At 69.1% G+C, this 22621-nt stretch carries 16 protein-coding genes and 2 pseudogenes; 13 read left to right on the top strand and 5 right to left on the bottom strand.

What is annotated here, in order from left to right; all coding sequences use genetic code 11:
- The first annotated feature begins 20 nt into the window (after positions 1 to 20).
- From CKW46_RS24435 to CKW46_RS24385, 11 genes and pseudogenes are all read left to right on the top strand, one after another.
- A complete protein-coding gene (locus CKW46_RS24435; RefSeq protein WP_482052511.1) occupies positions 21 to 1652 on the top strand; it encodes a fatty acid--CoA ligase in 1632 nt (543 codons plus the stop codon).
- A gap of 107 nt (positions 1653 to 1759) precedes the next feature.
- A complete protein-coding gene (locus tag CKW46_RS24430; RefSeq protein ID WP_117436727.1) occupies positions 1760 to 2818 on the top strand; it encodes an NAD(P)H-dependent amine dehydrogenase family protein in 1059 nt (352 codons plus the stop codon).
- A gap of 112 nt (positions 2819 to 2930) precedes the next feature.
- Complete coding sequence (locus CKW46_RS24425) at positions 2931 to 3743, top strand: sulfatase-like hydrolase/transferase (RefSeq protein WP_252872496.1); 813 nt, start codon at positions 2931 to 2933, stop codon at positions 3741 to 3743.
- Positions 3631 to 4485, top strand: coding sequence for a sulfatase-like hydrolase/transferase (locus tag CKW46_RS24420; protein ID WP_252872495.1), 855 nt, complete (start codon positions 3631 to 3633; stop codon positions 4483 to 4485). The genes CKW46_RS24425 and CKW46_RS24420 overlap by 113 nt, the downstream gene beginning before the upstream one ends.
- A complete protein-coding gene (locus CKW46_RS24415; RefSeq protein ID WP_482052510.1) occupies positions 4486 to 5382 on the top strand; it encodes an HAD family hydrolase in 897 nt (298 codons plus the stop codon).
- The gene (locus CKW46_RS24410) at positions 5375 to 6256 is read left to right on the top strand and encodes a formylglycine-generating enzyme family protein (protein ID WP_482052509.1); all 882 of its coding nucleotides are present in this window, start codon (positions 5375 to 5377) and stop codon (positions 6254 to 6256) included. The genes CKW46_RS24415 and CKW46_RS24410 overlap by 8 nt, the downstream gene beginning before the upstream one ends.
- Positions 6257 to 6401: 145 nt before the next feature.
- A pseudogene (locus tag CKW46_RS24405) lies at positions 6402 to 7605 on the top strand (ISAs1-like element IS2404/ISMul1 family transposase).
- Positions 7606 to 8193: 588 nt separating this feature from the next.
- Positions 8194 to 10620: a PE family protein gene (locus CKW46_RS24400; RefSeq protein WP_482052508.1), complete on the top strand. Its 2427-nt coding sequence runs from the start codon at positions 8194 to 8196 to the stop codon at positions 10618 to 10620.
- Between the two features lie 148 nt (positions 10621 to 10768).
- Positions 10769 to 11242, top strand: coding sequence for an SRPBCC family protein (locus CKW46_RS24395; protein ID WP_012395963.1), 474 nt, complete (start codon positions 10769 to 10771; stop codon positions 11240 to 11242).
- Between the two features lie 32 nt (positions 11243 to 11274).
- Positions 11275 to 12147: a class II glutamine amidotransferase gene (locus tag CKW46_RS24390; RefSeq protein ID WP_015356927.1), complete on the top strand. Its 873-nt coding sequence runs from the start codon at positions 11275 to 11277 to the stop codon at positions 12145 to 12147.
- Between the two features lie 23 nt (positions 12148 to 12170).
- Complete coding sequence (locus tag CKW46_RS24385; protein WP_015356926.1) at positions 12171 to 13040, top strand: patatin-like phospholipase family protein; 870 nt, start codon at positions 12171 to 12173, stop codon at positions 13038 to 13040.
- On the opposite strand, the gene CKW46_RS24380 is transcribed toward CKW46_RS24385, so the two are convergent.
- Together CKW46_RS24380 and CKW46_RS24375 are read right to left on the bottom strand one after the other, a co-directional pair.
- A complete protein-coding gene (locus CKW46_RS24380) occupies positions 13041 to 14105 on the bottom strand; it encodes a patatin-like phospholipase family protein (RefSeq protein WP_482052507.1) in 1065 nt (354 codons plus the stop codon).
- 102 nt (positions 14106 to 14207) lie between these two features.
- The gene (locus CKW46_RS24375) at positions 14208 to 14675 is read right to left on the bottom strand and encodes a lipoprotein LpqV (protein WP_181005923.1); all 468 of its coding nucleotides are present in this window, start codon (positions 14673 to 14675) and stop codon (positions 14208 to 14210) included.
- Between the two features lie 124 nt (positions 14676 to 14799).
- On the opposite strand from CKW46_RS24375, the gene CKW46_RS24370 reads away from it, so the two are divergent.
- Together CKW46_RS24370 and CKW46_RS24365 are read left to right on the top strand one after the other, a co-directional pair.
- Positions 14800 to 15375: a cysteine dioxygenase gene (locus tag CKW46_RS24370; RefSeq protein WP_085981873.1), complete on the top strand. Its 576-nt coding sequence runs from the start codon at positions 14800 to 14802 to the stop codon at positions 15373 to 15375.
- On the top strand, positions 15375 to 15758 hold the full coding sequence (locus CKW46_RS24365) for a rhodanese-like domain-containing protein (RefSeq protein ID WP_020726355.1): 384 nt from the start codon (positions 15375 to 15377) through the stop codon (positions 15756 to 15758). Before CKW46_RS24370 ends, CKW46_RS24365 begins: the two co-directional genes overlap by 1 nt.
- 32 nt (positions 15759 to 15790) lie before the next feature.
- Here the strand turns inward: CKW46_RS24365 and CKW46_RS24360 are convergent.
- The 3 genes and pseudogenes from CKW46_RS24360 to CKW46_RS24350 form a co-directional block, all read right to left on the bottom strand.
- Positions 15791 to 17934, bottom strand: a pseudogene (locus tag CKW46_RS24360) (PE family protein).
- A gap of 219 nt (positions 17935 to 18153) precedes the next feature.
- The gene (locus CKW46_RS24355; RefSeq protein ID WP_482052506.1) at positions 18154 to 20616 is read right to left on the bottom strand and encodes a PE family protein; all 2463 of its coding nucleotides are present in this window, start codon (positions 20614 to 20616) and stop codon (positions 18154 to 18156) included.
- A gap of 251 nt (positions 20617 to 20867) precedes the next feature.
- Positions 20868 to 22613 (bottom strand): alpha/beta hydrolase, encoded by a 1746-nt coding sequence (locus CKW46_RS24350; protein ID WP_482052505.1) that lies wholly within the window; start codon positions 22611 to 22613, stop codon positions 20868 to 20870.
- Positions 22614 to 22621 lie beyond the last annotated feature (8 nt).

The raw sequence follows: 22621 nt of genomic DNA, 5'->3' as shown, positions 1-22621 counted from the left end.
ACCCGTAAGGCGGTACATCGATGTACAGCACGATGCAGGATTTTCCTCTGACGATCACCGCGATCATGCGCCACGGCTGTGGCGTTCACGGGTCGCGGCAGGTGATCACCGCGACCGGTGACGCCTACCGTCAGACCACCTATCGCGAAGTCGGACAGCGTGCCGCCCAACTGGCAAACGCGCTGCGCGGACTGGGCATTTCCGGTGACCAGCGGGTGGCCACGTTCATGTGGAACAACGCCGAACACCTGGTGACCTACCTGGCGGTGCCGTCGATGGGGGCGGTACTGCACACCCTCAATATCCGACTGTTCGCCGAGCAGATCGCCTACGTCGCCAACGAGGCCGAAGACCAGGTGGTCCTGGTCGACCTGTCCTTGACCAACCTGCTGGCTCCAGTGCTGCCCAACCTCGACACCGTGCACACGGTGATCGCGGTCGGGGAGGGGGACACCGCGGCGCTGGAAGAGTCGGGCAAGACCGTGCTGCGCTACGACGAGCTGCTCGACGGCCAATCGACCGAGTTCGATTGGCCGCACATCGACGAGAACTCCGCCGCCGCCATGTGTTACACCAGCGGTACCACCGGACACCCGAAAGGTGTTGTATACAGCCATCGTTCAAGCTTTTTGCACTCGATGGCGACCTGTACCGCAAACGGTATCGGCGTGGGATCCAGCGATCGGGTGCTGCCGATCGTGCCGATGTTTCATGCCAACGCCTGGGGGCTGCCCTACGCCGCACTGATGGCCGGCGCGGATCTGGTGCTACCCGACCGCCATCTCGACGCCAGGTCGCTGGTCCACATGGTGGAGAACCTGCGCCCCACCCGGGCCGGCGCGGTGCCGACCATCTGGAACGACGTCATGCACTACCTGGAGAAAAATCCCGGCCACGACGTGTCCTCGTTGGGGCTGGTGGCCTGCGGTGGCTCGGCGGTTCCGGAATCGCTGATGCGGACGTTCCAAGAAAAGTACGGCGTCCAAATCCGGCAGTTGTGGGGGATGACGGAAACGTCGCCGTTGGCCACCATGGCCTGGCCGCCGCCGGGAACCCCGCCGGACCGGCACTGGGCGATCCGGTCCACGCAGGGCCAGCCGGTGTGCGGCGTGGAAACCAGGATCGTCGACGACAACGGCGAGGCGCTGCCCAACGACGGCCAGGCCGTGGGTGAGGTAGAGGTCCGCGGCCCGTGGATCACCGGCGCCTACTACCTGGGCTATGACCAGTCCAAGTTCGATTCCGGCTGGCTGCGCACCGGCGATGTCGGGCGCATCGATGAGCTGGGCTTCATCACGTTGACCGACCGGGCCAAGGATGTCATCAAGTCCGGCGGGGAATGGATCTCCTCGGTGGAGTTGGAGAACTGTCTGATCGCTCATCCCGATGTGGTCGAGGCCGCGGTGGTGGGCGTCCCCGACGAGCGCTGGCAGGAGCGGCCGCTGGCCGTCGTGGTTCGCCGCGAGGGGGCCACGGTCAGCGCCGCGGAGTTGCGAAAGTTCCTTGCGGACCGGGTTGTTCGATGGTGGCTGCCCGAACGGTGGGCATTTGCCGATCAGGTTCCGCGCACCAGTGTGGGTAAGTACGACAAGAAGACCATCAGGGCCGGTTATGCGGAGGGCGTCTACCAGGTCACCGAGGTGCACAACTGAGCGCGAGCAGACACAGACTCGCATAGCCTCGGCGCCAATCGTGCGATTCTGTGTCTGCTCGCCAGAGGCAGCGAGCCAGCGCAACGAAGCGCGAGGAAGGTGGGGTCATGGGCCTGCGAGTCGTGCAGTGGGCAACCGGGTCGGTCGGTGTTGCCGCAATCAAAGGTGTTCTCGAGCATCCCGAACTCGAACTCGTCGGCTGCTGGGTGTACTCGGAGGCCAAGAGCGGCGTCGACGTCGGTGAGATCATCGGGACGCCGCCGTTGGGCGTGATCACGACCAACAGCGTCGACGAGATTCTCGCACTCGACGCCGACGCGGTGATCTATGCGCCGCTGATGCCCAGCGTCGATGAGGTTGCGGCTCTGCTGCATTCGGGCAAGAACGTGGTCACGCCGCTGGGCTGGTTCTACCCGACCGAAAAGGAAGCTGCCCCACTCGAAGTCGCTGCGCAGTCCGGCAACGCCACGCTGCACGGTGCCGGCATCGGCCCGGGCGCGGCCACCGAACTGTTCCCGCTGTTGCTGTCGGTGATGTCCACCGGCGTGACTTTCGTTCGCTCCGAGGAGTTTTCCGACTTACGCACCTACGGTGCGCCGGACGTGCTGCGCTATGTGATGGGTTTCGGGGGCACCCCGGACAGTGCGCTGACCGGGCCGATGCAAAAGCTGCTCGACGGCGGCTTCATGCAGTCGGTCCGGCTCTGCGTGGACCGCCTCGGCTTTGCCGCCGACCCGCAGATCCGCACCTCGCAAGAGGTGGCGGTGGCAACCGCGCCGATCGAATCGCCGATCGGAGTGATCGAGCCGGGCCAGGTGGCGGGGCGCCGCTTCCACTGGGAGGCCGTGGTTGGCGACACGGCGGTCGTCGAGATCACCGTGAACTGGCTGATGGATGAGGAAAACCTAGACGCTCCATGGTCTTTCGGCCCCGCCGGGGAGCGCTACGAGATCGAGGTGCGCGGACATCCCGACGCCTTTGTCACCATCAAGGGATGGCAGCCCGACAGTGTGGCCGCGGGTTTGCAGAGCAACCCGGGAATCGTCGCCACGGCGGCGCACTGCGTCAACGCCGTCCCGGCGACCTGCGCGGCACCGGCGGGCATCCAAAGCTTCTTCGACTTGCCGCTGATCACCGGCCGGGCCGCACCCGAGCTGTCTGGCTGATCTGTCGCCGCGGGGGGCGCTCGTCGGCCTCGGGCACGACGGGTGAGCCGACCCGTGTCGACACGCCCGCGAGGGGTGCCATTGCGCCACGGATTTACGTAGGCTGCGATTCATGTCCAACGGAAAACCCAACATCCTTGTCATTTGGGGCGACGACATCGGCATCACCAATCTCAGCTGCTACAGCGACGGTTTGATGGGATATCGCACGCCGCACATCGATCGGATCGCCAACGAAGGCATGCGGTTCACCGACGCCTACGGGGAGCAGAGCTGCACCGCAGGCCGTGCGGCGTTTATCAGTGGGCAGAGCGTGTACCGCACCGGCATGAGCAAGGTCGGAATGCCGGGCTCCGACATCGGCTGGTCGGGCCAGGACCCGACCATCGCCGACCTGCTCAAACCACTTGGCTATGCCACCGGGCAGTTCGGCAAGAATCACCTCGGTGACCGCAACAAGCACCTGCCGACCGTGCACGGGTTCGACGAATTCTTCGGAAACCTCTACCACCTCAATGCCGAGGAAGAGCCAGAGCTGCCGGACTATCCCAAAAGCGATCGATTTCCGGTGCTAGCCGAGTTGAACCGGCCGCGCGGCGTTCTCCGGTGCTGGGCCACCGAGGAGGTTTCCGACGAGCCCGACGACCCGAAATACGGGCCGGTGGGCAAGCAACGCATCGTGGACACCGGCCCGCTGACCAAACAGCGCATGGAGACCATCGATGACGAAACCACCGAGGCCTGTGTGAATTTCATCAAAACGGCAGGCCGCGGCGGACACGCCGTTCTTTGTGTGGATGAACATGACCCACATGCACCTGCGCACTCACACCAAGCCGGAAAGCGTGGGCCAGGCCGGGGTGTGGCAGTCGCCCTACCACGACACCATGATCGACCACGACCGAAACGTCGGTCAGCTCCTTGATGCGCTGGACGAACTGGGCATCGCGCAGGACACCATCGTCATCTACAGCACCGACAACGGCCCACACGCCAACACCTGGCCCGACGGCGCAACAACCCCCTTCCGCAGTGAGAAGAACACCAACTGGGAAGGCGCATTCCGCATTCCGGAGATGATTCGCTGGCCGGGCAAGATCTCCGCGGGCGTGGTCTCCAACGAGATCATCCAGCAACACGACTGGTTGCCCACCTTCTTGGCGGCCGCCGGCGAGCCCGACATCATCGAAAAGTTGAAGAAGGGCCACAAGATCAGCGTCAGGGGAGACGACAAGGAGTTCAAGGTCCACCTCGATGCCTTCAACCTGCTGCCGTATCTGACCGGTGAGGTCGAAGAGAGTCCGCGCCAGGGGTTCATCTACTTCTTCTCCGAAGACTGCGATGTGCTGGGTATCCGTTTCCACAACTGGAAGATCGTCTTCCAAGAACAGCGCTGCCAGGGGACGCTGCAGGTCTGGGCCGAACCATTCGTTCCGCTGCGGGTGCCCAAGATCTTCAATCTTCGCACCGATCCTTTTGAGCGGGCTGACATTACATCCAACACCTATTACGACTGGTTCCTCGACCACGATTTCATCGCCTTCTACGGCACCGCGATATGCACGCAGTTCCTCGAGACATTCAAGGAGTTTCCGCCGCGGCATCCACCGGCCAGCTTCACGATCGATCAGGCCGTGGAGAAGCTGCAGGCGATCGTAAAGGACTAGATGCTCGAGCATTGGAACGACGGCCCCACCAAGGCGGCGATCGTCGATTTTGTCGATCAGACCGTCGCTGAGGTGGAGCCCGAGGCACGTATCGCGGTGTTCGACAACGACGGGACACTGTGGTGTGAGAAGCCGATGTATATCCAGCTGGACTTCCTGGTCCGCCGGTTCGCCGAGCAGGTTGCGGCTGACCCGTCGTTGCGGGAGCGCCAGCCCTACAAGGCGGTGTACGAGGATGACCTGCGCTGGATCGGTGACGCCGTCACCAAGCATTACCAAGGTGATGACACCGACCTGAAACTTCTTGTTGGGGCAATACTTTCCGCGCATGAGGCGATTACTGTCGAGGAACACGCCAGCCGGGTGCGGGCATTCTTCGCCGAGGCGACACACCCGACTCTGGGCCGTCCCTATCGGGAATGCGGGTACCTGCCGATGGTGGAGTTACTGCAGTACCTGGCCGGCAACGGATTCACCAACTACATCGTCTCCGGAGGTTGCCGGGACTTCATGCGCCCGATCACCGGTGCGCTCTACGACATTCCGCCGGAGCGGGTGGTGGGCAGCTCGGTGGGGCTGATCTATCGCGACGGCAGCCTGTTCACCACCGCGCAGCCGGAATTCCTCGACGACGGTCCGATGAAACCGGTGCGGTTATGGAGCCGAATCGGGCGCCGTCCGATTTTCGCTGCCGGCAACTCCAACGGGGATATCGAAATGCTCGAATTTGCCGACACACCTGGCGGATCCGCGCTGCGGCTGCTGGTTCGCCACGATGACGCGGAGCGCGAATTCGATTACACCGCAGGGGCCGAACGGGCACTCGACCAGGCCGCCGCGTCGGGCTGGGTGGTGTCCAGCATCAAAAATGACTGGGCGACCGTCTTCGGTGACTGACGATCTGATCCGGATCGCCGCCCAGACCGCTGTGCTGGGGTCCGAGGCGCACTACCCCGAGGAGAGCCCGCCGCGACAGGTCGACGTCAACGCCTTCCGGATCCAAGTGCACCAGGTGACCAATACTCAATTCGCCGAATTCGTCGACGCTACAGGTTATCTCACCGTCGCCGAGCGACCGCTGGACCCGGCGGACTATCCGGGCGCGCCGCCGGAGAACCTGCAACCGGGCTCCATGGTGTTCACCCGCACCGCTGGCCCCGTCGACCTGCGCCACCTCAGCTTGTGGTGGACGTGGACTCCCGGCGCCTCTTGGCGCCATCCCGCGGGCCCGCATTCGTCGATCGCCAAACGGGCCGATCATCCGGTGGTGCACGTCGCCTACGAGGACGCGCACGCCTACGCCGGATGGGCGGGGCTGGCGCTGCCCAGCGAGGCCGAATGGGAAGTCGCCGCCCGCGGCGGGCTGACCGGTGCGGCCTATACCTGGGGTGAAGAATCGGAGCGGCCGGGGCAGCGGTTGGCGAACTTCTGGCATGGCGACTTCCCGTGGCGACCCGAACCCGGCTACGGGCGCACCAGCCCGGTGGGCAGTTTCGAGCCCAACGGCTATGGCCTATTCGATATGGCCGGCAACGTCTGGGAATGGACCGTGGACTGGTACACCGACACCCCCTCGGCCCGGCCCGCCGCCGAGGCCGATAGCTATGACCCCCAACAACCCCAGTTCCGGGTGCCGCGCAAGGTCGTCAAGGGCGGCTCGTTCCTGTGTGCCGACAGCTATTGCCGTCGCTACCGGCCGGCCGCTCGCCGCCCACAGCCGATCGATACGGGCATGAGCCACATTGGATTTCGCTGCGTAGGACGCGACTGAGCCAGGGCTCCGGCGTTGTTGATTAGCAGGCTTGTGAGCTGGGTTGATGATCTTTGGTGCCGCGCTATTGGGGCCGGAGTGTAGGCACGGGCTATCTGGAGAACGATCGAGTTGGTTACTGTTCGTCGTTGGTCTGGAGTTGCCCGTGCCTACCGTTTCAGTATTGCCTGTGTCGTCGGTTCCAGAGGTGTTCGACCGCTGGAGTCCTGGTGAGCGCAGCGAGCTCATCGGATCGGAGTTTCTCGATGTGTTGGCCTCGGTGCCAGACCCGAGGGACCCACGCGGTCGGAGGTATTCGCTGATGGCTTTGTTGGCGATCGCGGTTCTGGCCACTGCCGCGGGGATGCGCGGCTATGCTGGTTTTGCCACATGGGCGGCCACCGCTCCCGATGATGTGTTGGCCCAATTAGGGGTCCGGTTCCGGCGGCCCAGTGAGAAGACCTTCCGCGCTGTTTTGTCTCGGCTAGACCCCGCCGACCTCAACGCCAGGATGGGCAGTTACTTCACTGCACACGTGGCCAGCAGCGACCCCAGTGGATTGGTGCCGATCGCGTTGGACGGCAAGATGCTGCGTGGTGCCTTTACGCGCCAAAGCGACAGCCACGCATCTCGTGTCGGTGTTCGCCCACCGTGCCCGATTGGTGCTCGGTCAACTCGCTGTCGCCGAGAAAAGCAATGAAATTCCCTGCGTACGTGCCCTGCTCACGCTGCTGCCGGGTAGCTTGCGGTGGCTGGTCACCGTGGATGCGATGCATACCCAGGTCGTCACCGCGAAGTTGATCTGCGCCACCTTGAAGTCGCACTACCTGATGATCGTCAAGTCCAACCAAGCCAAAATACTTGCGCGTATCACCGCGCTGCCCTGGGCCGAGGTGCCCGCAGCCGCTACCGACGACTCCCGCGGCCACGGCCGTGTCGAGACCCGCACCCTGCAAATCATCACCGCTGCACGAGGAATCGGCTTCCCCTACGCAAAACAAATCATCCGGATCACTCGTGAACGCTTGATCACCGCCACCGACCAGCGCAGCGTGGAGGTGGTCTATGCCATCTGCAGCCTGCCGTTCGAGCACGCCCGCCCTACCGCGATCATGACCTGGATGCGTCAACACTGGGGAATCGAGAACAGCCTGCACTGGATACGCGACGTCACCTTCGACGAAGACCGTCAAAGGGCACATACCGGAAACGGCGCACAGGTCCTAGCAACGCTACGCAACACCGCGATCAATCTGCACCGCCTCAACGGCGCCGACAACATCGCCGAAGCCTGCCGGATCACCGCTTTGACCGCCAACCGCCGCCTAGACCTCCTCAATCCACAATTCCCCAGCTCACAAGCCTGCTAATCAACAACGCCGGAGCCCTGGCGACTGAGCGACACCGTCTTTTGGGAATGGCGACCAGTCGCGGGTTGGAAATGGCAATAATCCGGCTCTGAAAGTGGAAATGATGCCTGCAAAGTGGCGGCAGAAGGAATGGACGCCCCGGTTGGCGTAGGCTGGAATTCGGGTCCAAAGATGACAATGCGACTTTGCCGCTTTGTGGGCCGGGGCGAGGTGCTGCCGCCGAGGTGCAACGATGCTGCTGCTCGGGTGAATCCCGTTGTCGCGCTACAAATATGACAACGCTACGGTGGCGGCTTAGCGGGCTGGTTTCGCAACGTGATGGTGATGGGGTGTGCCTTGCGCTGCAGCGACCTACCGGGGTGAACAATTCACCGAAAACTGAATTCCTAATTAATCCGAAAATGAATTCCGGGAGGCTTGACACTGCCTTTGAATTCCGGTGTAGTTGGCGGGAAAAGACGCGATTTTAAAACGTCGCGTTCAGGCGTTTTGTGATTGCAATTACCGTCGTTGCAGAGCATCGCCCGTACGGCACCTGCCGCACCACAGGACCCATGTCGCAGGCATGGGCCGTTTGGAGGTTCACCGATGTCGTACGTATTCGCCGCGCACGAGCTGATGGCGGTGGCCGCCGGGGAGTTGAACGACATCGGGGCGCTGGTCGGGTCGGCCAACACGGCGGCGGCTTCGACAACCGATCTGATGGCGGCAGCGGGAGATGAGGTGTCGCTGGCCATCGCGCGGGTTTTCGGTGCTTACGGCCGCGACTACCAGGCGTTCGGCGTGCAGGCGGCGGAATTTCACGAGCGGTTTGTCCAGGCATTGCGTGCGGGAGCGGGCGCCTACGGCGCCGCCGAGGCCGCCGGTGCGTCATCGTTGCAGTCCTTGGAAACAGATCTGCTGGGTCTGATCAACGCGCCCACCATGGCGTTGTTCGGGCGGGCACTGATCGGCAACGGCGCCAACGGTGCGGCGGGGACCGGGGCGGCCGGCGGGGACGGGGGGATCCTGATCGGCAACGGCGGCAATGGTGGGTCGGGTGCGGTCGGCGGTACGGGCGGGGCCGGGGGTTCGGCTGGGCTGTTCGGTAGCGGTGGTGCCGGTGCAGCCGGTGGTGCGGGGGCGGCCGGTGGCGTGGGCGGCAACGGCGGGGCCGGCGGTAGCGGCGGGTGGTTGTTCGGTGCGGGCGGGGTGGGCGGCGCCGGTGGTGTCGGTGGTGCCGGTGGGGGCACTGGGGGGATCGGCGGCAACGGTGGCAGCTCAACGGGCTGGTGGTTTGGGCCCGGGGCCGGTGGTGCGGGCGGCGAGGGTGGCACCGGCGTGGGCTTCGGTACGGACGGTGGCGCTGGCGGAGCCGGCGGTGTCGGCGGGGCCAACAACTCCTTGTTCGGTGGGGTCGGTGGAAGGGGTGGCGCCGGCGGGGGCGGCGGCACCGGTGACACCGGCGCCGCCGGTGAGATGGGTTTCACCGGCGGTGTTGGTGGGGTCGGCGGTGCCGGTGGAGCTCATCACTTCCTGCTCGGCGCGGGCGGAGCCGGTGGGGATGGCGGCACCGGCGGGGCCGGTGGTGTCGGCGGCGCGGGTGGGAATAGCGCTGGTGGGGACGGCGGTCTGGGTGGTGACGGGGGCGCTTCGGGGGCTGGTGGTGCGGCCGGTTTGCTGGGCACGGCCGGTCACGCGGGGGCCGGTGGTGGCGGTGGCGTCGGGGGTAGCGGTGGGGTCGGGGACGTCGATTCGACGGGCAGCGGCGTCGGCTATGTCGGAGGCGACGGAGGTACCGGCGGTATCGGCGGCGGCGGCGGCGCCGGCGGGGTAGGTGGCTCCGCTGGAGCGGGCGTAGCTGGCACCGACTCGGCTACCCCCACCGACGGTGGCAAGGGTGGCGATGGCGGCGGCGGCCAGGGCGGCGCCGGCGGTGCTGGTATCGGCGGTGTGGGCGGCGGCCAAGGCGGCAACGGTGGCACTGGCGGTGTCGGCGGAGTGGGCGGGGCGGGCGGGCAGAACACCGGCACCGGCGGCGACGGTGCCGACGGCGGGGCCGGGGGCACCGGCGGACACGCGGGTGCTGCTGGCGCCGGAACCGACGGCGGCGCGGCGGGCGGCAACGGACTTGGTGGTGCGGGCGGACAAGGCGGCGCCGGTGGTGACGGCAACGTCGGCAGTATCGGCAAGGTGGGCAGCCCCACTGAACCGGCCATCGCGGCCCAGCAGGGTGGCACCGGCGGCGACGGCGGCGCCGGCGGCAACGGTGGCGATGGCTTCCTCGGTGTCGGCGGGGGTGCCGGTGGCACCGGCGGGGCCGGTGGTGGCGGCGGAACGGGCGGTGCCGGTGCTGACGATGGAGATTCCGGCACCGGGGGTGTCGGCGCCCAAGGCGGCACCGGCGGCAAGGGCGGTGTCGGCGGAGTCGGTGGTGACGGCGGCGGGGTCGGCGGTACCGGGGGAGCTGGTGGTGCCGCCGGCACGGGCGGGGCCGGCGGCAATGTTGGCGATGGTGGTGCGGCGGGTGGCGGCGGCAAGGGCGGCATCGGCGGCGAAGGCGGCGGTGGCGGCGAAGGCGGGAGTGCCGGGGGTAGCGGCGGTGTCGGCGGAGCCGGCGGCGCAGCCGGTACGGGCGGGGCCGGTGGCGCGTCTGGCCCGGGCGGCATCGGCGGCGGCGGTGGGCACGGCGGCAGCGCCGGCACCGGCGGCCAGGGCGGTGCCGGTGGTGACGGTGGGCACGGCGGTGAAGGCGGCTTCTTCGGCACCGGCGGCGGCAACGGCGGCAACGGCAGCACCGGGGGAACTGGCGGTGTCGGTGGCACCGGCGGCGACGGCGGCGGCGACGGTGGCGACGGTGGCACCGGTGGTGACGGCGGCAACGGTGGGGAAGGCGCCGGGGACGGCGGATCCAACGGGGGTGGCGGCGGCGGCCAGGGCGGTGGCGGCGGCGCCCCCAGCGCCTCCGGCGGCAGCCCAGGTGAGCACGGGGCCGAAGGCAAGGCCGGCGGCTCCGGCGCCAGCAGCGCGCTGTAGCCGGGCAGGGACAGCGGCGCCGCGGGATCGGCGGTGCAGCGCCGCCCTGCGTAGAGCCGGAAGTTCATCGATCACGTCACGGCCGACCCGACGCAGCGAAGGGGGGCAGGGGCAAGCCGGCCAATCGGGCCGGTGACCCCGACTACCAATGGCAACACCTATCGTCGTCGAGCAATCGCTGGTCATCCCGGTCCCCGGCGACCAAGCGTTCCGCGGCACGCTGCCGGCGCCGCTGCCGGAAGTCTTCAACCACTGGTATGGGCCCATCCCACCGATCAAAGAGGTCCGCGACCAAACCGGTGATTGGGACGCCGCGGGCCAGACTCGCAAACTTTTCATGGTCGGCGGCGGCAGTGTGCACGAGGAGTTGACCAGCCTCGACTCGCCCCGATCATTCGGCTACCGGCTCTCCGACATCAAAGGCCCGATGGCGTTGCTTGTCGGCCAGGTGGTGGGTGCATGGATCTTCACTCCGGCGGACGGCGGTACCGAGATCACCTGGCGCTGGACCATTCATCCGAAGTCTGCGTTGGCCGCGCCGGCGCTACCGGTGTTCGGGATGTTGTGGAAGGGCTACGCCCGTCGGGCGCTACGTAACCTGTCCGCGCTGCTGACGCGCTGAGCACGCGTCTAGCTCCAGCTACCGTCGACGTCATGTGCCGACTCTTTGGCCTGCACGCGGGACGGGACTGCGTCACCGCCACGTTTTGGTTGCTCAACGCCCCGGATAGCCTTGCCGCCCAAAGCAAGCGAAACCCCGACGGGACGGGTCTGGGCGTGTTCGACGACCGGGGCCGGCCCGAACTGCACAAGCAGCCGATAGCGGCGTGGCAGGACGCCGACTTTGCCGCCGAGGCGCACGAGATGACGGGCACGACCTTCATCGCTCACGTGCGCTACGCCACCGCCGGATCGCACTCGGTGGTCAACACCCACCCGTTTCTGCAGGACGGCCGGATCTTCACGCACAACGGGACGCTGGGGGATCTCGAATTGCTCGACACCCGGTTGCGGGAGGTGGGCACCGCCGGTCTGGTGCAGGGGCAGACCGACTCCGAGCGGGTTTTCGCGCTGATCACGGCCGCGATCCGCACCCATGACGGCGGCGTGTCCGCCGGTCTGCTCGACGCGATGGGGTGGCTGGCCGCCAACGTGCCGATCTATGCGGTCAATGTCTTGCTCAGCACCGCCACCGGGATGTGGGCGCTGCGTTACCCGGAGTCGCACAACCTCTACATCCTGGACCGGCGTAATGGTGCGCCGGCCTCCAGGCGCGAGTTCCACTTGCGCACCAAGCGGATTCGCGCGCGTTCCGAGCACCTGCGCACCCGGCCGTCGGTGGTGTTCGCCAGCCAGCCGATGGACGACGACCCGCGCTGGCGCCTGCTGGACCCGGGGGAGTTGGTACACGTCGACGTCGACCTGCGGATCACCCGAAGCCTGGCGCTGCCCGACCCACCCCGGCATCGGCTGCGGCTCGCCGACTTGGGTCCGGAGGTCCAAGAGGCGCTGCACCCGCCGGCCTGACTGGGCTGGCAGACTGACTGGGCGTGGCACCCAAACGCGCACTGGTATTGGCTGGCGGAGGACTGGCGGGAATCGCCTGGGAGACAGGTGTTCTGCTCGGCATCGCCGACGAGTCGCCGGCGGCGGCACGGTTGCTGTTGGATTCGGACGTGCTGGTGGGTACCTCGGCCGGTTCGGCGGTGGCCGCGCAGATCAGCAGCGGCACCAGCCTCGATGCGCTGTTCGACCGGGAGATCGCCGAGCAGTCGGCCGAGCTTGATCCGGGCGTCGACATCGACGTCATCACTGAACTTTTCCTGGACGCCCTGCGCGAGCCGCGAATCCCCGGCGTCGACAAGATACGGCTGCGACTGCAGCGAATCGGGGCGGTGGCGCTGGCCACCGAAACCGTGTCCGAGTCCGTTCGCCGCGAGGTGATCGCTGCGCGCCTGCCCTGCCACGATTGGCCGGACCGCGCGCTGCGGGTCACCGCGATCGATGTGTCCACCGGCGAGCTGGTGGCATTCGATCGTGACTCCGGGGTCGAACTCGTCGATGCGGTGGCGGCCAGTTGCGCGGTCCCGGGGGCGTGGCCGCCGGTGACCATTGCGGGCCGGCGCTACATGGATGGCGGGGTGGCCAGTCTGGTCAACCTCGGTGTGGCCGACGATTGCGGTGTGGCGGTGGTGTTGGTGCCCACGGGGGCCGACGCGCCGTCGCCGTTCGGCGGCGGGTCCGCCGCGGAGGTGGCGGAATTCGCCGGGACGTCGCTGGGCGTCTTTGCTGACGACGACTCGCTGGCCGCCTTCGGGGCCAATCCGCTGGATCCGTGTTGCCGCAAGGCTTCGGCGCTGGCCGGGCGGGCGCAGGGCCGGCGCGAGGCGTCCGCCGTCGCGGCGTTTCTGGGGCTGTGATCAGCCCTCGATGGCCGGCGTCGCGGGTTGGTCCGCGGACTCGAGTGCGTCCAGGGCGCGGTTAGCCAGCGCCCGGCCCACCGCGATCACCTCGCTTGCCCGATGAAATTCCAGGCTGCGGCAGGTCGAGCGCGGCACCTCGATCAACAGATCGGCGGGGTAGGCCGCCAGCGTATGGCGCGCCAGTGCGGACTGGGCGATGTCGATGGTCCGGTTCATCACCTCAAAACTGCCCATTTTGGGCAGTCCGGGTGTGTAGCCGCCGTCATCGCGCTCCGGCACGGGGGCCTCGATCTGGGCGTCTTCCGGCCAGGAGTCCTGGTCCGGGGACCCGGCGCCGAAGCGGTTCAGCACCGCCCGCGTCGGCCGGTCCAGCAGCGACCGGGCGGCCGTGGCGTCGAATATCGAGGAGGTGGTGCGCACCATGCGGTTCAACCACTCGGTGGTGACACCGGGCTCGCTTTCTCGGCTGGGGCCGCTTTCGCTGCCGTTGAGGCTCACCGCGATGGTCAGGTCGGCGTTGACTCCGGCGATCGGTGCCATGGGCAGCGGATCCAGGATGCCGCCGTCGGCGAGCAAACGGCCGTAGACCTCATGGGGGGCGATGATTCCCGGGATGGCGATGGAAGCGCGAATGGCTTCGTCGAGCGGGCCGCGCTGAAACCAGACCGATTTGCCCGCCAGAATGTCGGTCGCCACCGCCGTGTAGGGGACCGGCAGTTGTTCGATGGTGACCGGTCCGAGGATGTCGCGTACGGCGTCCAGAATCTTCTCGGCTCGCAGCACCCCCGCCGCGGTGATCGACGGATCGAGCAGCCGCAGAATGGTGCGCTGATTCAGGGACTTGGCCCAGTCGCTGAACTCCCCGAGGCGCCCGGCCGCCTGCAGTCCGCCGACCACGGCGCCCATCGACGAACCGGCGATACCGGCGATCTCATAGCCCCGCTCGCGCAACGCCTCGATCACCCCGATGTGCGCATAGCCGCGCGCGCCGCCGCTGCCGAGCGCCAAGGCCACCCGGGTCGACGATGATCCGTGCGTGCGCACGGCGATTGGCCCGGTCATCCCTTCATTCTGCGCGGCCTACCCGAGGGGATCGAATCGGACGGGAGTTTCGTGCATCGCTGATCGCAATTGCGCAGCGCTTCGAATCGGCGGTAGCGGCCGCTATCCGCATTCGTTGTTGGCGGCCGCCGCCGCCGCGACGATCACCGCCGCCTGGCGCGGCAGGCTCAGATCCGCCCACCGCATATTCCAGGTGCCGGCAACGCCGGATTCGGATGCCTGAACCATGGCCAGGTAGGGCTCGATCCGCGGCTGCTCGGTGGCTGGTTGGGCGTCCATCCACACCTTCGCGGCATGGCAGGCCTGGAAATATTCCTCTTCGGTCGACTCTGCGGGGACGTCGACGCGAGTCGTCACGCCGGTCGGTGAGACGCCGACGGCGCCGGGCGCCAGCGAACTAACCGGCGGTGCGGTGGTCTTGGCGGACGGCCCGGATGACGTGGTGGCCGTGCCGTTGCTGGCATCGGTGGAGCAGCCCGCGAGGGCCGAGACGCCCGCCGCGACGATGAGTGGTGCGCACACCTCCCAGCACTGGTGGCGCGGTCGGGAAAAGAGACGGTGTGGGCGCATGGTGCCAATTTATGCAACACTGTGCGGCGTGATGAAGTGCCTCGGATGTTTGGAGTGTTGTCGGCCCTGACGTGCCGCCGCTTGCCCGATCCACTTCACACTCTGGAGAACTCCTTCCGTGGCCATGCCTCTTCGCCAGTCCTCTGTCACGTCTTCTCGCCCCCAGACCGTCACGTCCCCGGCACCGGGACCCACGCGGTTTCGGGTGCCCGACCTGTTGCACGCGACCGACCAGGTCGCCGATGACGTGCTCAGCGGTCGCTGCGATCACCTGTTGCCGGAGGGGGGCGTGCCCGACGACGGGCGCTGGTTCACCCGCGTCCATGGCGACGACGAACTCGACGTTTGGCTGATCAGCTGGGTGCCCGGTCACGCGACGGAATTGCACGACCATGGCGGCTCGCTCGGGGCGCTGACCGTGCTGTCCGGATCGCTCAATGAATTTCGGTGGGACGGCACGCGGTTACGCCGCCGCCGCCTTGACGCCGGGGATCAGGCCGGATTCCCGCTGGGCTGGGTGCACGACGTGGTCTGGGCGCCGCGCCCGGCCGCCGAGCCGATCGCGGCGCCGCTGCCGCCCACCCTGAGCGTGCACGCGTATTCGCCGCCGCTGACGGCCATGTCTTACTACGAAGTCACCGACCGCAATACGTTGCGCCGCAAGCGCACCGAATTGACCGACCACCCCGAGAAGCCCTGATGAGCCGAATCGACCGGATACTTGACGACGCCCGCAACCGCTATCCGCGGCTGCCCGCCGACCAGGTGCCGGACGCGCTGCGCCGCGGTGCGGTGCTGGTCGACATCCGGCCGCAGGCCCAGCGCGCCCGGGAGGGCGAGGTGCCCGCGGCGTTGGTGATCGAACGCAACGTCTTAGAATGGCGCTGCGATCCCACCAGCGACGCGCGGTTGCCGCAGGCGGTCGATGACGATGTCGAGTGGGTGATCCTGTGTTCGGAGGGGTACACCTCGAGCCTCGCGGCGGCGGCACTGCTGGACCTCGGGTTGCACCGGTCAACTGACGTGGTGGGTGGCTATCACGCGCTGGTGGCCGCCGGGGTGCTGACCGCGCTGAGCGGCTAGGAGCCTGCGGGGTCTAATGCGGTCGTGGTCGGTTACGACGCCCCGCTGAGCCCGTCGACACCGATCAGCCCGCCGGTTCCGCCGGTTCCGGGGGTGCCCTTGGCGGTGCCGGTTCCGCCGGTGCCGCCGTTGCCGCCGGTGCCGATCAGCACGGCGTTGCCGCCAACTCCGCCGGATCCGCCGGTGCTGCCTCCGAGCGGGTCGGTTTGGCCGCCGGCGCCGCCTGCCCCGCCGGCGCCCAGCAGCTGACCGCCGGTGCCGCCGGCCTCGCCGGTGCCGCCAGTGCCACCGATGGTGATTCCGCCGGCGCCGCCGGCCCCGCCGCAGCCCAGCCAGCCGGCGTCGCCGCCGGCACCGCCGGTGCCGCCGCTGCCGGTATTGCCGTATCCGCCGAATCCGCCGGCTCCGGCGCTGGAGAACAGCAGCCCGGCGTTGCCGCCCCGGCCGCCGGTCCCGCCGGCCCCGGGGCCGAATCCGCCGTCGCCGCCGGCGCCGCCGCTGCCGAACAGCAGCCCGGCATTGCCGCCGGCGCCGCCGACTCCGGCAGTTCCATCAACCGCGCCCCCGAATAGCGCGGGTCCTGCGGCCCCGCCGGGGCCGCCGAGGAGTCCGGCGTTGCCGCCGACCCCGCCGCCTCCGCCGGACCCGCCGGATCCTCCGAACCCAATCCCACCTTGGCCGCCGGCGCCGCCGTCGCCGCCGCCAGCGCCGACGAGGCCGCTGAGCAGGCCGCCAGCCCCTCCGGCCCCGCCGGCCCCGCCACCGCCCCCATCGCCGAAGGTGGGCACGCCGACGAACACGCCGAGTCCGGCCGGTCCGCCGGTTCCGCCGGCCCCGCCGGTTCCACCGTCGCCGAACAGCCCACCGGCCCCGCCCGCGCCGGCGGAGCCGCCGGCACCCCCGTTGCCCGGGGTGATGGCGCCGCCGTACCCGCCGGCGCCGCCCCCACCGCCGATCCCGCCGCTGCCTGAGAGCCACCCGCCTGCGCCGCCGGTGCCGCCGGTGCCCATCAGCCCGGCGGCCCCGCCATCGCCGCCGTCGAGGCCGGTGCCACCGGATCCGCCGGCGCCGCCGTCGCCGAGTAGCCATCCGCCGGGTGTTCCGTCGGTTCCGCTACCAGCGTCCCCGGGGGTGCCGTTGCCGATCAGCGGGCGTCCGGTCGCGGCCTGGATGGGTGCGTTGATCGCATTGAGGGCCTGTTGTTGCAGGGTGTGAATTGGTGAGGTGCTGGTCGGGGCGTTGAAGCCGTCCAGCCCCAGCAGCAGCCCGCTGGTCCCGCCGATACCGTTGCCGCCCGGAGTCGGGCCGGCCCCGCCGATACCGCCGTTGCCGCCGTTGCCGATCAACACCCCGCTACCGGCGGCACCACCTGCCCCGCCGTCGCCGCCGGCGCCGCCGTGGCCTCCATCGGCGCCGACGAACCCGGACAGCAGCCCGGCCGCCCCGCCTTGGCCGCCGGCCCCGCCGCTGGCGGTAGCGCTAGTGCTGGCCCCGCCGGCCCCGCCGAGCCCGCCGCCGCCCAACAACCCGCCGGCACCACCGGCGCCGCCGGCACCACCGTTGGCGACGGTCGAGGCCCCGCCGGCCCCGCCGACTCCGGCGTTGCCCGAGAGCCAGCCGCCGGCCCCGCCGGCACCACCGGCACCCCCGTTGGCGGATGTCGAGCTGCCGCCGGCGCCGCCGGCACCCAACAGGCCCGCGGCCCCGCCGGCGCCGCCGTTTAGCCCGGGTGCGCCGGATCCGCCGGCGCCGCCGTCACCGAGTAGCCAGCCGTCCGGGGCTCCATCGGCCCCGTCCCGGGGGTCCCGTTGGCGCCGTTGCCGATCAGCGGGCGCCCGGTCAACGACTGAACCGGTGCGTTGATCGCGGCCAGCAGACCCGCCAGCGGTGAGGCGCTGGCGGCCTCGGCCTGGGTGTAGGCGCTCGCGCCGGCGCTCAGCGCCTGCACGAACTGGGCATGAAACGTCTCGGCTTGTGCGCTGAGAGTTTGATAGCTCTGGCCGTGGGCGGAAAACACCGCCGCGATGGCCGCGGAGACCTCATCTCCAGCGGCGGCCAGCACCCCTGTCGTCTGAGCGGCCGCGGCCGTGGTGGCGGTGCTCAGTGTCGAGCCCACCCCGGCCAGCTCCGATGCCGCACCGGCCACCAGGTCCGGCACTGCGATCACATACGACATGGGAGACCTCCCAACCGCGTCGACCGACTACCCGACCGGCGCTCGCCAACACCTGTGCTGGGCAAAGTCGACCACAATGGCAATGAGGAACGCGGTGTTTCCACCGAATTGGTCAGCACGAATCGTGACGGTCGTGGGGGATTACATCGGCCCGTTGGTGTATGGAGCCGCCCGAGCTCGGCGCCGCATCCAGGTTGCGGCGCGTACCGCCGCGCGGCCTCAGGACAAGCCGTTGAGCCCGTCCACGCCGAGCATCCCGCCGGCCCCGCCGGATCCCGGGTCGCCCTTGGCGGTGCCCGGTCCGCCGTTGCCGCCGTTGCCGCCCGCCCCGATCAGTACCGCGTCGCCGCCAACCCCGCCTGATCCTCCAGCGCCACCTGCGGCCAGCTCGGCCTCACCGCCCGCGCCGCCGGCGCCGCCGTCGCCCAATAACTGGCCGCTGGTACCACCGGCCCCACCGGCGCTCGCGTCGCCGTTGACGCTGATTCCACCGGCTCCGCCGGCCCCGCCGCTGCCCAGCCAGCCGGCATCGCCACCAGACCCACCGGTCCCGCCGCCGCCGGCCAGGCCGAACCCGCCGAACCCGCCGCCACCGGCGTCGGAGAACAGCAGACCGGCGTTGCCGCCCCCGCCACCGTCTCCACCATTGCCGTGGTCGCTGCCGCCGTCACCACCGACACCGCCACTGCCGAACAGCGTCCCGGCGTTGCCGCCCGCCCCGCCGGGACCGCCGAGCAGTCCGGCGTCGCCGCCGGCTTCACCGGTCCCGCCGGCCCCGGCAGTCCCAGTCACGGCATCCCCGTGGAATCCGCCGGTGCCGCCGGCCCCGCCGTCGCCGCCACCGGCACCGACCAGGCCGCCCAGCAGCCCGCCGGCCCCGCCGGCCCCGCCAGCCCCGCCGGCACCGCCGTCACCGGATGCCAATAGCCCGCTGAATCCTCCGATCGCGCCGGTTCCGCCGGCGCCCAGCAGCCCGCCGGCCCCACCGGACCCGCCGGCCCCACCGGACCCACCGGTGCCTGACAGCCACCCGCCGGCCCCTCCGGCACCCCCGTCACCACCGGCAATGCCGCTGATGGAGTCGGTTCCGCCGGACCCGCCGGACCCGCCGGTCCCGCCGGTGCCCCACAGCCCGGCGGCCCCGCCGGTGCCGCCGTCGAGGCCGGAACCCGCCGTGCTGGATCCGCCGGCGCCGCCGTCGCCGAGTAGCCATCCGCCGGCGGTTCCGCTGCCGGCTGCTCCGGGGGTGCCGTTGCCGATGAGCGGGCGTCCGGTCGCGGCCTCGACGGGTGCGTTGATGGCGTTGAGTGCTTGTTGTTGCAGGGTGTGCAGGGGTGAGGTGCTTGCTGGGGCGTTGAAGCCGTCCAGACCCAGCACCAGCCCACTGGTCCCACCAATGCCGTCGGCGCCCGGAGTCAAGCCGGCCCCGCCGATACCGCCGTTGCCGCCGTTACCGATCAGCACCCCGTTGCCGGCCGCACCACCTGCCCCGCCGATACCGCCGCCGTCGCCGCCGGTACCGCCGGCGCCGCCAGCGCCGCCGTTTCCGAAGAACACGCCACCCGCACCGCCGGCGCCACCGCCGCCTCCGCTACCAGCGGGTATGCCGAACGGAGGGCCTACCGCATCCGCCCCGGCCCCGCCGGCCCCGCCGACCCCGCCGTTGGAGAGCAGCCACCCGCCGTTACCACCGGCGCCGCCGGCACCCCCGTCGGCAAGTTCGCTGGCGCCGCCGGCGCCGCCGGCCCCGCCGTTGGAGAACAGCATGCCCGCGCTGCCGCCGTCCCCGCCGATCCCACCCGTGTTCCCGCCTCCGGTAGCACCGGCCCCGCCGGCGCCGCCGGCCCCGCCAGCACCGCCGCCGTACCCGCCGGTACCGCCGTGGCCGCCGCCAGCACCAACCAAACTGGACAACAGCCCGCCAGCCCCGCCCTGACCCCCGGCGCCACCGGCGCTACCGCCGAACCCGCCGGCCCCGCCCAGCCCGCCAGCACCGAACAACCCGCCGGACCCGCCGGCCCCTCCGGCGCCACCCTTGCCGATGAGGTCCGGGCCGAGCGGGATCGCGCTGGCGCCACCCGCACCGCCCGCGCCGCCATTGCCCAACAGCCAACCGCCGGCCCCGCCGGTTCCGCCGACTCCACCGTTGACCGTCGATGAACTCCCGCCGGCCCCGCCGGCGCCTCCGGTACCAATCAACCCGGCCGCCCCGCCGGCACCGCCGTTTAGCCCGGGCGCACCCGAGCCCCCGGCCCCGCCGTTACCGATCAGCCAGCCGCCCGCGCCACCGTTGGCTCCGGTACCGGGGGCGCCGTTGGCGCCGTTGCCGATCAGCGGCCGTCCGGTCAGGGTTTGCACGGGCGCATTGACGGCGCCGAGCAGACCCTGAAATGGCGCGGCGTTGGCGGCCTCGGCGCTGGCGTAGGTCCCCGCGCCGTTGGCCATCAGCTGCGCAAACTGGGCATGAAACGCCTCGGCTTGCGCGCCGAGTGTCTGATAGCTCTGACCGTGGAAGGAAAACAGCGCGGCGATCGCCGCCGACACCTCATCTCCGCCCGCGGCCAGCACCGTCGTCGTCGCCCTCGCCGCGACCGCATTGGCCTCACCAAGTACCGACCCGATCCCCGTCAAATCCGACGCCGCCGCAGCGACCGCCTCGGGAGTCACATTCACAAACGACACAGCCCACCCACCTAATCAACCCATTGCGGAGAAGTCCCAGACGAACTGGGCCACGTTAATCTGCAGGTCAGGGCCGTATGTGCGGAATGGGTGGCATCGTGAAAAGTTGAGTGGGGACCCTCTAACCCCGGGCGTGCGGTTGTCTCACCACGGGTGGCGCGACCAGCGGCGACGACACCCTGCGGCCACTGGTCGCGTCTCACCGCGAGACGATGCTGGGACGGCCCGATCGGCGTCCTACGCCGCAGCCGCTAGTCGGCGCGCAGCAGCGGTCGTAGCCGCTCGGTTTTCTCGGGGGTCCAGCCCGGCGGCGACAAGACCGCGGCCCAGCCGTTGGCGACGTTGCTGACGTAGCGGTGTCCATGCCCGTCGGGAACGTCCACGGCCACCGCCATGTCCGCAGACACTTGCAGGAAGGTCACCAACGGGATCCACCGCGTTTGGGGCAGTACGTCATAGCCGCGTTTCTCGCGTAGCCAGTCCGGCTCGCTGAAGAGCAGGTCCGGCGTCCACCACGCGATGGGGTCGGAGGCGTGCTGCAGATACACCACCCGCGGTTTGCCCCACGGCGCGTCCGGGCGCTGCAGATCACTGGCGCGGGCGATGAACCGCACGTTGTAGCCGTCGTCGTAGATGGGCAACCACTCCGGGGAACCGGGATCGCGGTTGGCGGTCAGCTCGGTCCAGACGGTGTTGTTGAACGTCGGTCCGCTGAACAACGCCCCGTCGGTGCGGGCGAGGATGTTGTTGAGGTTCATGAACGGTGCTTCGCCGCCGAAGGAACCCAAACTCTCACCGAATACGACGAGCTTGGGGCGCTGAAACTCCGGCATCTGCCGGATCAGCTTGTCCACGGCCTCGAACAGGGCCTGGCCGGCCTGTCGGGCGTTCTCCTTGTCCACCAGGAACGACAGCCAGCTCGGCAGATAGGAATACTGCATGCTCACGATCGCGGTATTGCCGTTGTACATGTACTCGAGCGCGGAGGCTTCCGCCTCGTTGATCCAGCCGGTTCCGGTGGTCGTCGCGACCGCGACCACCGCGCGCTGCAGACCACCGGTGCGCTGCAACTCCCGCGCCGCCAGCTCCGCGGTCGCGATGATCCCGTTCGCCGAGTTCAACCCGGCATAGGCCCGGATCGGCTCGGTGGCGGGGGAACCGTTGAACGCGGTGAGATCGGCCCGGCTTGGCCCACCCTCGACGAAGACCCGGCCCTGATGCCCCAGGGATTCCCACGAAACCAATGACTGCGGTCCTCCGGATCGCAGTGCGGTATTCGGCGGTGCGCTATTGGGATCCAACTCGTCGTTGACCGAGGCGAAGGTGCTGTTCATGGAATGCATCGCGAACTTGAGCACCACACCGTTGAGCACCGTGATCGTCAGAGTTACCAGCAGCACCACCACGATGGTCGCCGACAGGCGAAATGGTGCGATCCGGTCGAGCTGGCGAACCAGAAAACTGAACAGCCGGCGGATGAACTGACCGACTTCGACGAACGCGAACAGCACGATCAGCGATACCACCGCGGTCAACAGGTAGTCGTACCACTTCAGGTGTACAACGCCCATCAGGTCGCGCACATCGTCCTGCCAGAAGTGGAACCAGATCGCCATGAGCACGATGCCAACCCCGCCGACCGCGATGAGCGGCGGCCACACCCAGCGGGGCGGCGGTGGCCTGTCGTCTTGCGAGCGCATGTATCGGACCAGCCAGACGGCGAAAACACCCAGGCCGTATCCGATTGCCCCGGAGATGCCGCTGACCAGACCCTGAAACAGTGGGCCGCGGGGCAGCAGCGATGGCGTCATGGAAAACCACAGAAAAATCAAGCCGACCGCGCTGCCGGTAAAGGTGTAGTGGCGAACCCACCAGGCGTTGCGAGTCGTCTTCGGCGCGGCGGTTTCCCCGCTGCCGGAAGTCTCAACCGACTCGTCGGCCGCCGGTGCCGCTTCGTCGCTGGCGTCGGTACTGGTTGCGGAATCCATGTCGCTCATCGGTGCGT

This window comes from Mycobacterium liflandii (genome assembly GCF_022354805.1).
GTDB lineage: Bacteria > Actinomycetota > Actinomycetes > Mycobacteriales > Mycobacteriaceae > Mycobacterium > Mycobacterium marinum.
The sequence above is the reverse complement of the archived record's forward strand: the minus strand, read 5'-3'. Positions and strand labels throughout refer to the sequence as shown.

Bases quoted from the DNA above. Each gene is read 5' to 3' on its own strand.
- CKW46_RS24435 (WP_482052511.1), top strand. From the start codon at position 21: ATGTACAGCACGATGCAGGATTTTCCTCTGACGATCACCGCGATCATG.
- CKW46_RS24430 (WP_117436727.1), top strand. From the start codon at position 1,760: ATGGGCCTGCGAGTCGTGCAGTGGGCAACCGGGTCGGTCGGTGTTGCC.
- CKW46_RS24425 (WP_252872496.1), top strand. From the start codon at position 2,931: ATGTCCAACGGAAAACCCAACATCCTTGTCATTTGGGGCGACGACATC.
- CKW46_RS24420 (WP_252872495.1), top strand. From the start codon at position 3,631: ATGCACCTGCGCACTCACACCAAGCCGGAAAGCGTGGGCCAGGCCGGG.
- CKW46_RS24415 (WP_482052510.1), top strand. From the start codon at position 4,486: ATGCTCGAGCATTGGAACGACGGCCCCACCAAGGCGGCGATCGTCGAT.
- CKW46_RS24400 (WP_482052508.1), top strand. From the start codon at position 8,194: ATGTCGTACGTATTCGCCGCGCACGAGCTGATGGCGGTGGCCGCCGGG.
- CKW46_RS24395 (WP_012395963.1), top strand. From the start codon at position 10,769: ATGGCAACACCTATCGTCGTCGAGCAATCGCTGGTCATCCCGGTCCCC.
- CKW46_RS24390 (WP_015356927.1), top strand. From the start codon at position 11,275: ATGTGCCGACTCTTTGGCCTGCACGCGGGACGGGACTGCGTCACCGCC.
- CKW46_RS24380 (WP_482052507.1), bottom strand. From the start codon at position 14,105: ATGACCGGGCCAATCGCCGTGCGCACGCACGGATCATCGTCGACCCGG.
- CKW46_RS24375 (WP_181005923.1), bottom strand. From the start codon at position 14,675: ATGCGCCCACACCGTCTCTTTTCCCGACCGCGCCACCAGTGCTGGGAG.
- CKW46_RS24370 (WP_085981873.1), top strand. From the start codon at position 14,800: ATGCCTCTTCGCCAGTCCTCTGTCACGTCTTCTCGCCCCCAGACCGTC.
- CKW46_RS24365 (WP_020726355.1), top strand. From the start codon at position 15,375: ATGAGCCGAATCGACCGGATACTTGACGACGCCCGCAACCGCTATCCG.
- CKW46_RS24350 (WP_482052505.1), bottom strand. From the start codon at position 22,613: ATGAGCGACATGGATTCCGCAACCAGTACCGACGCCAGCGACGAAGCG.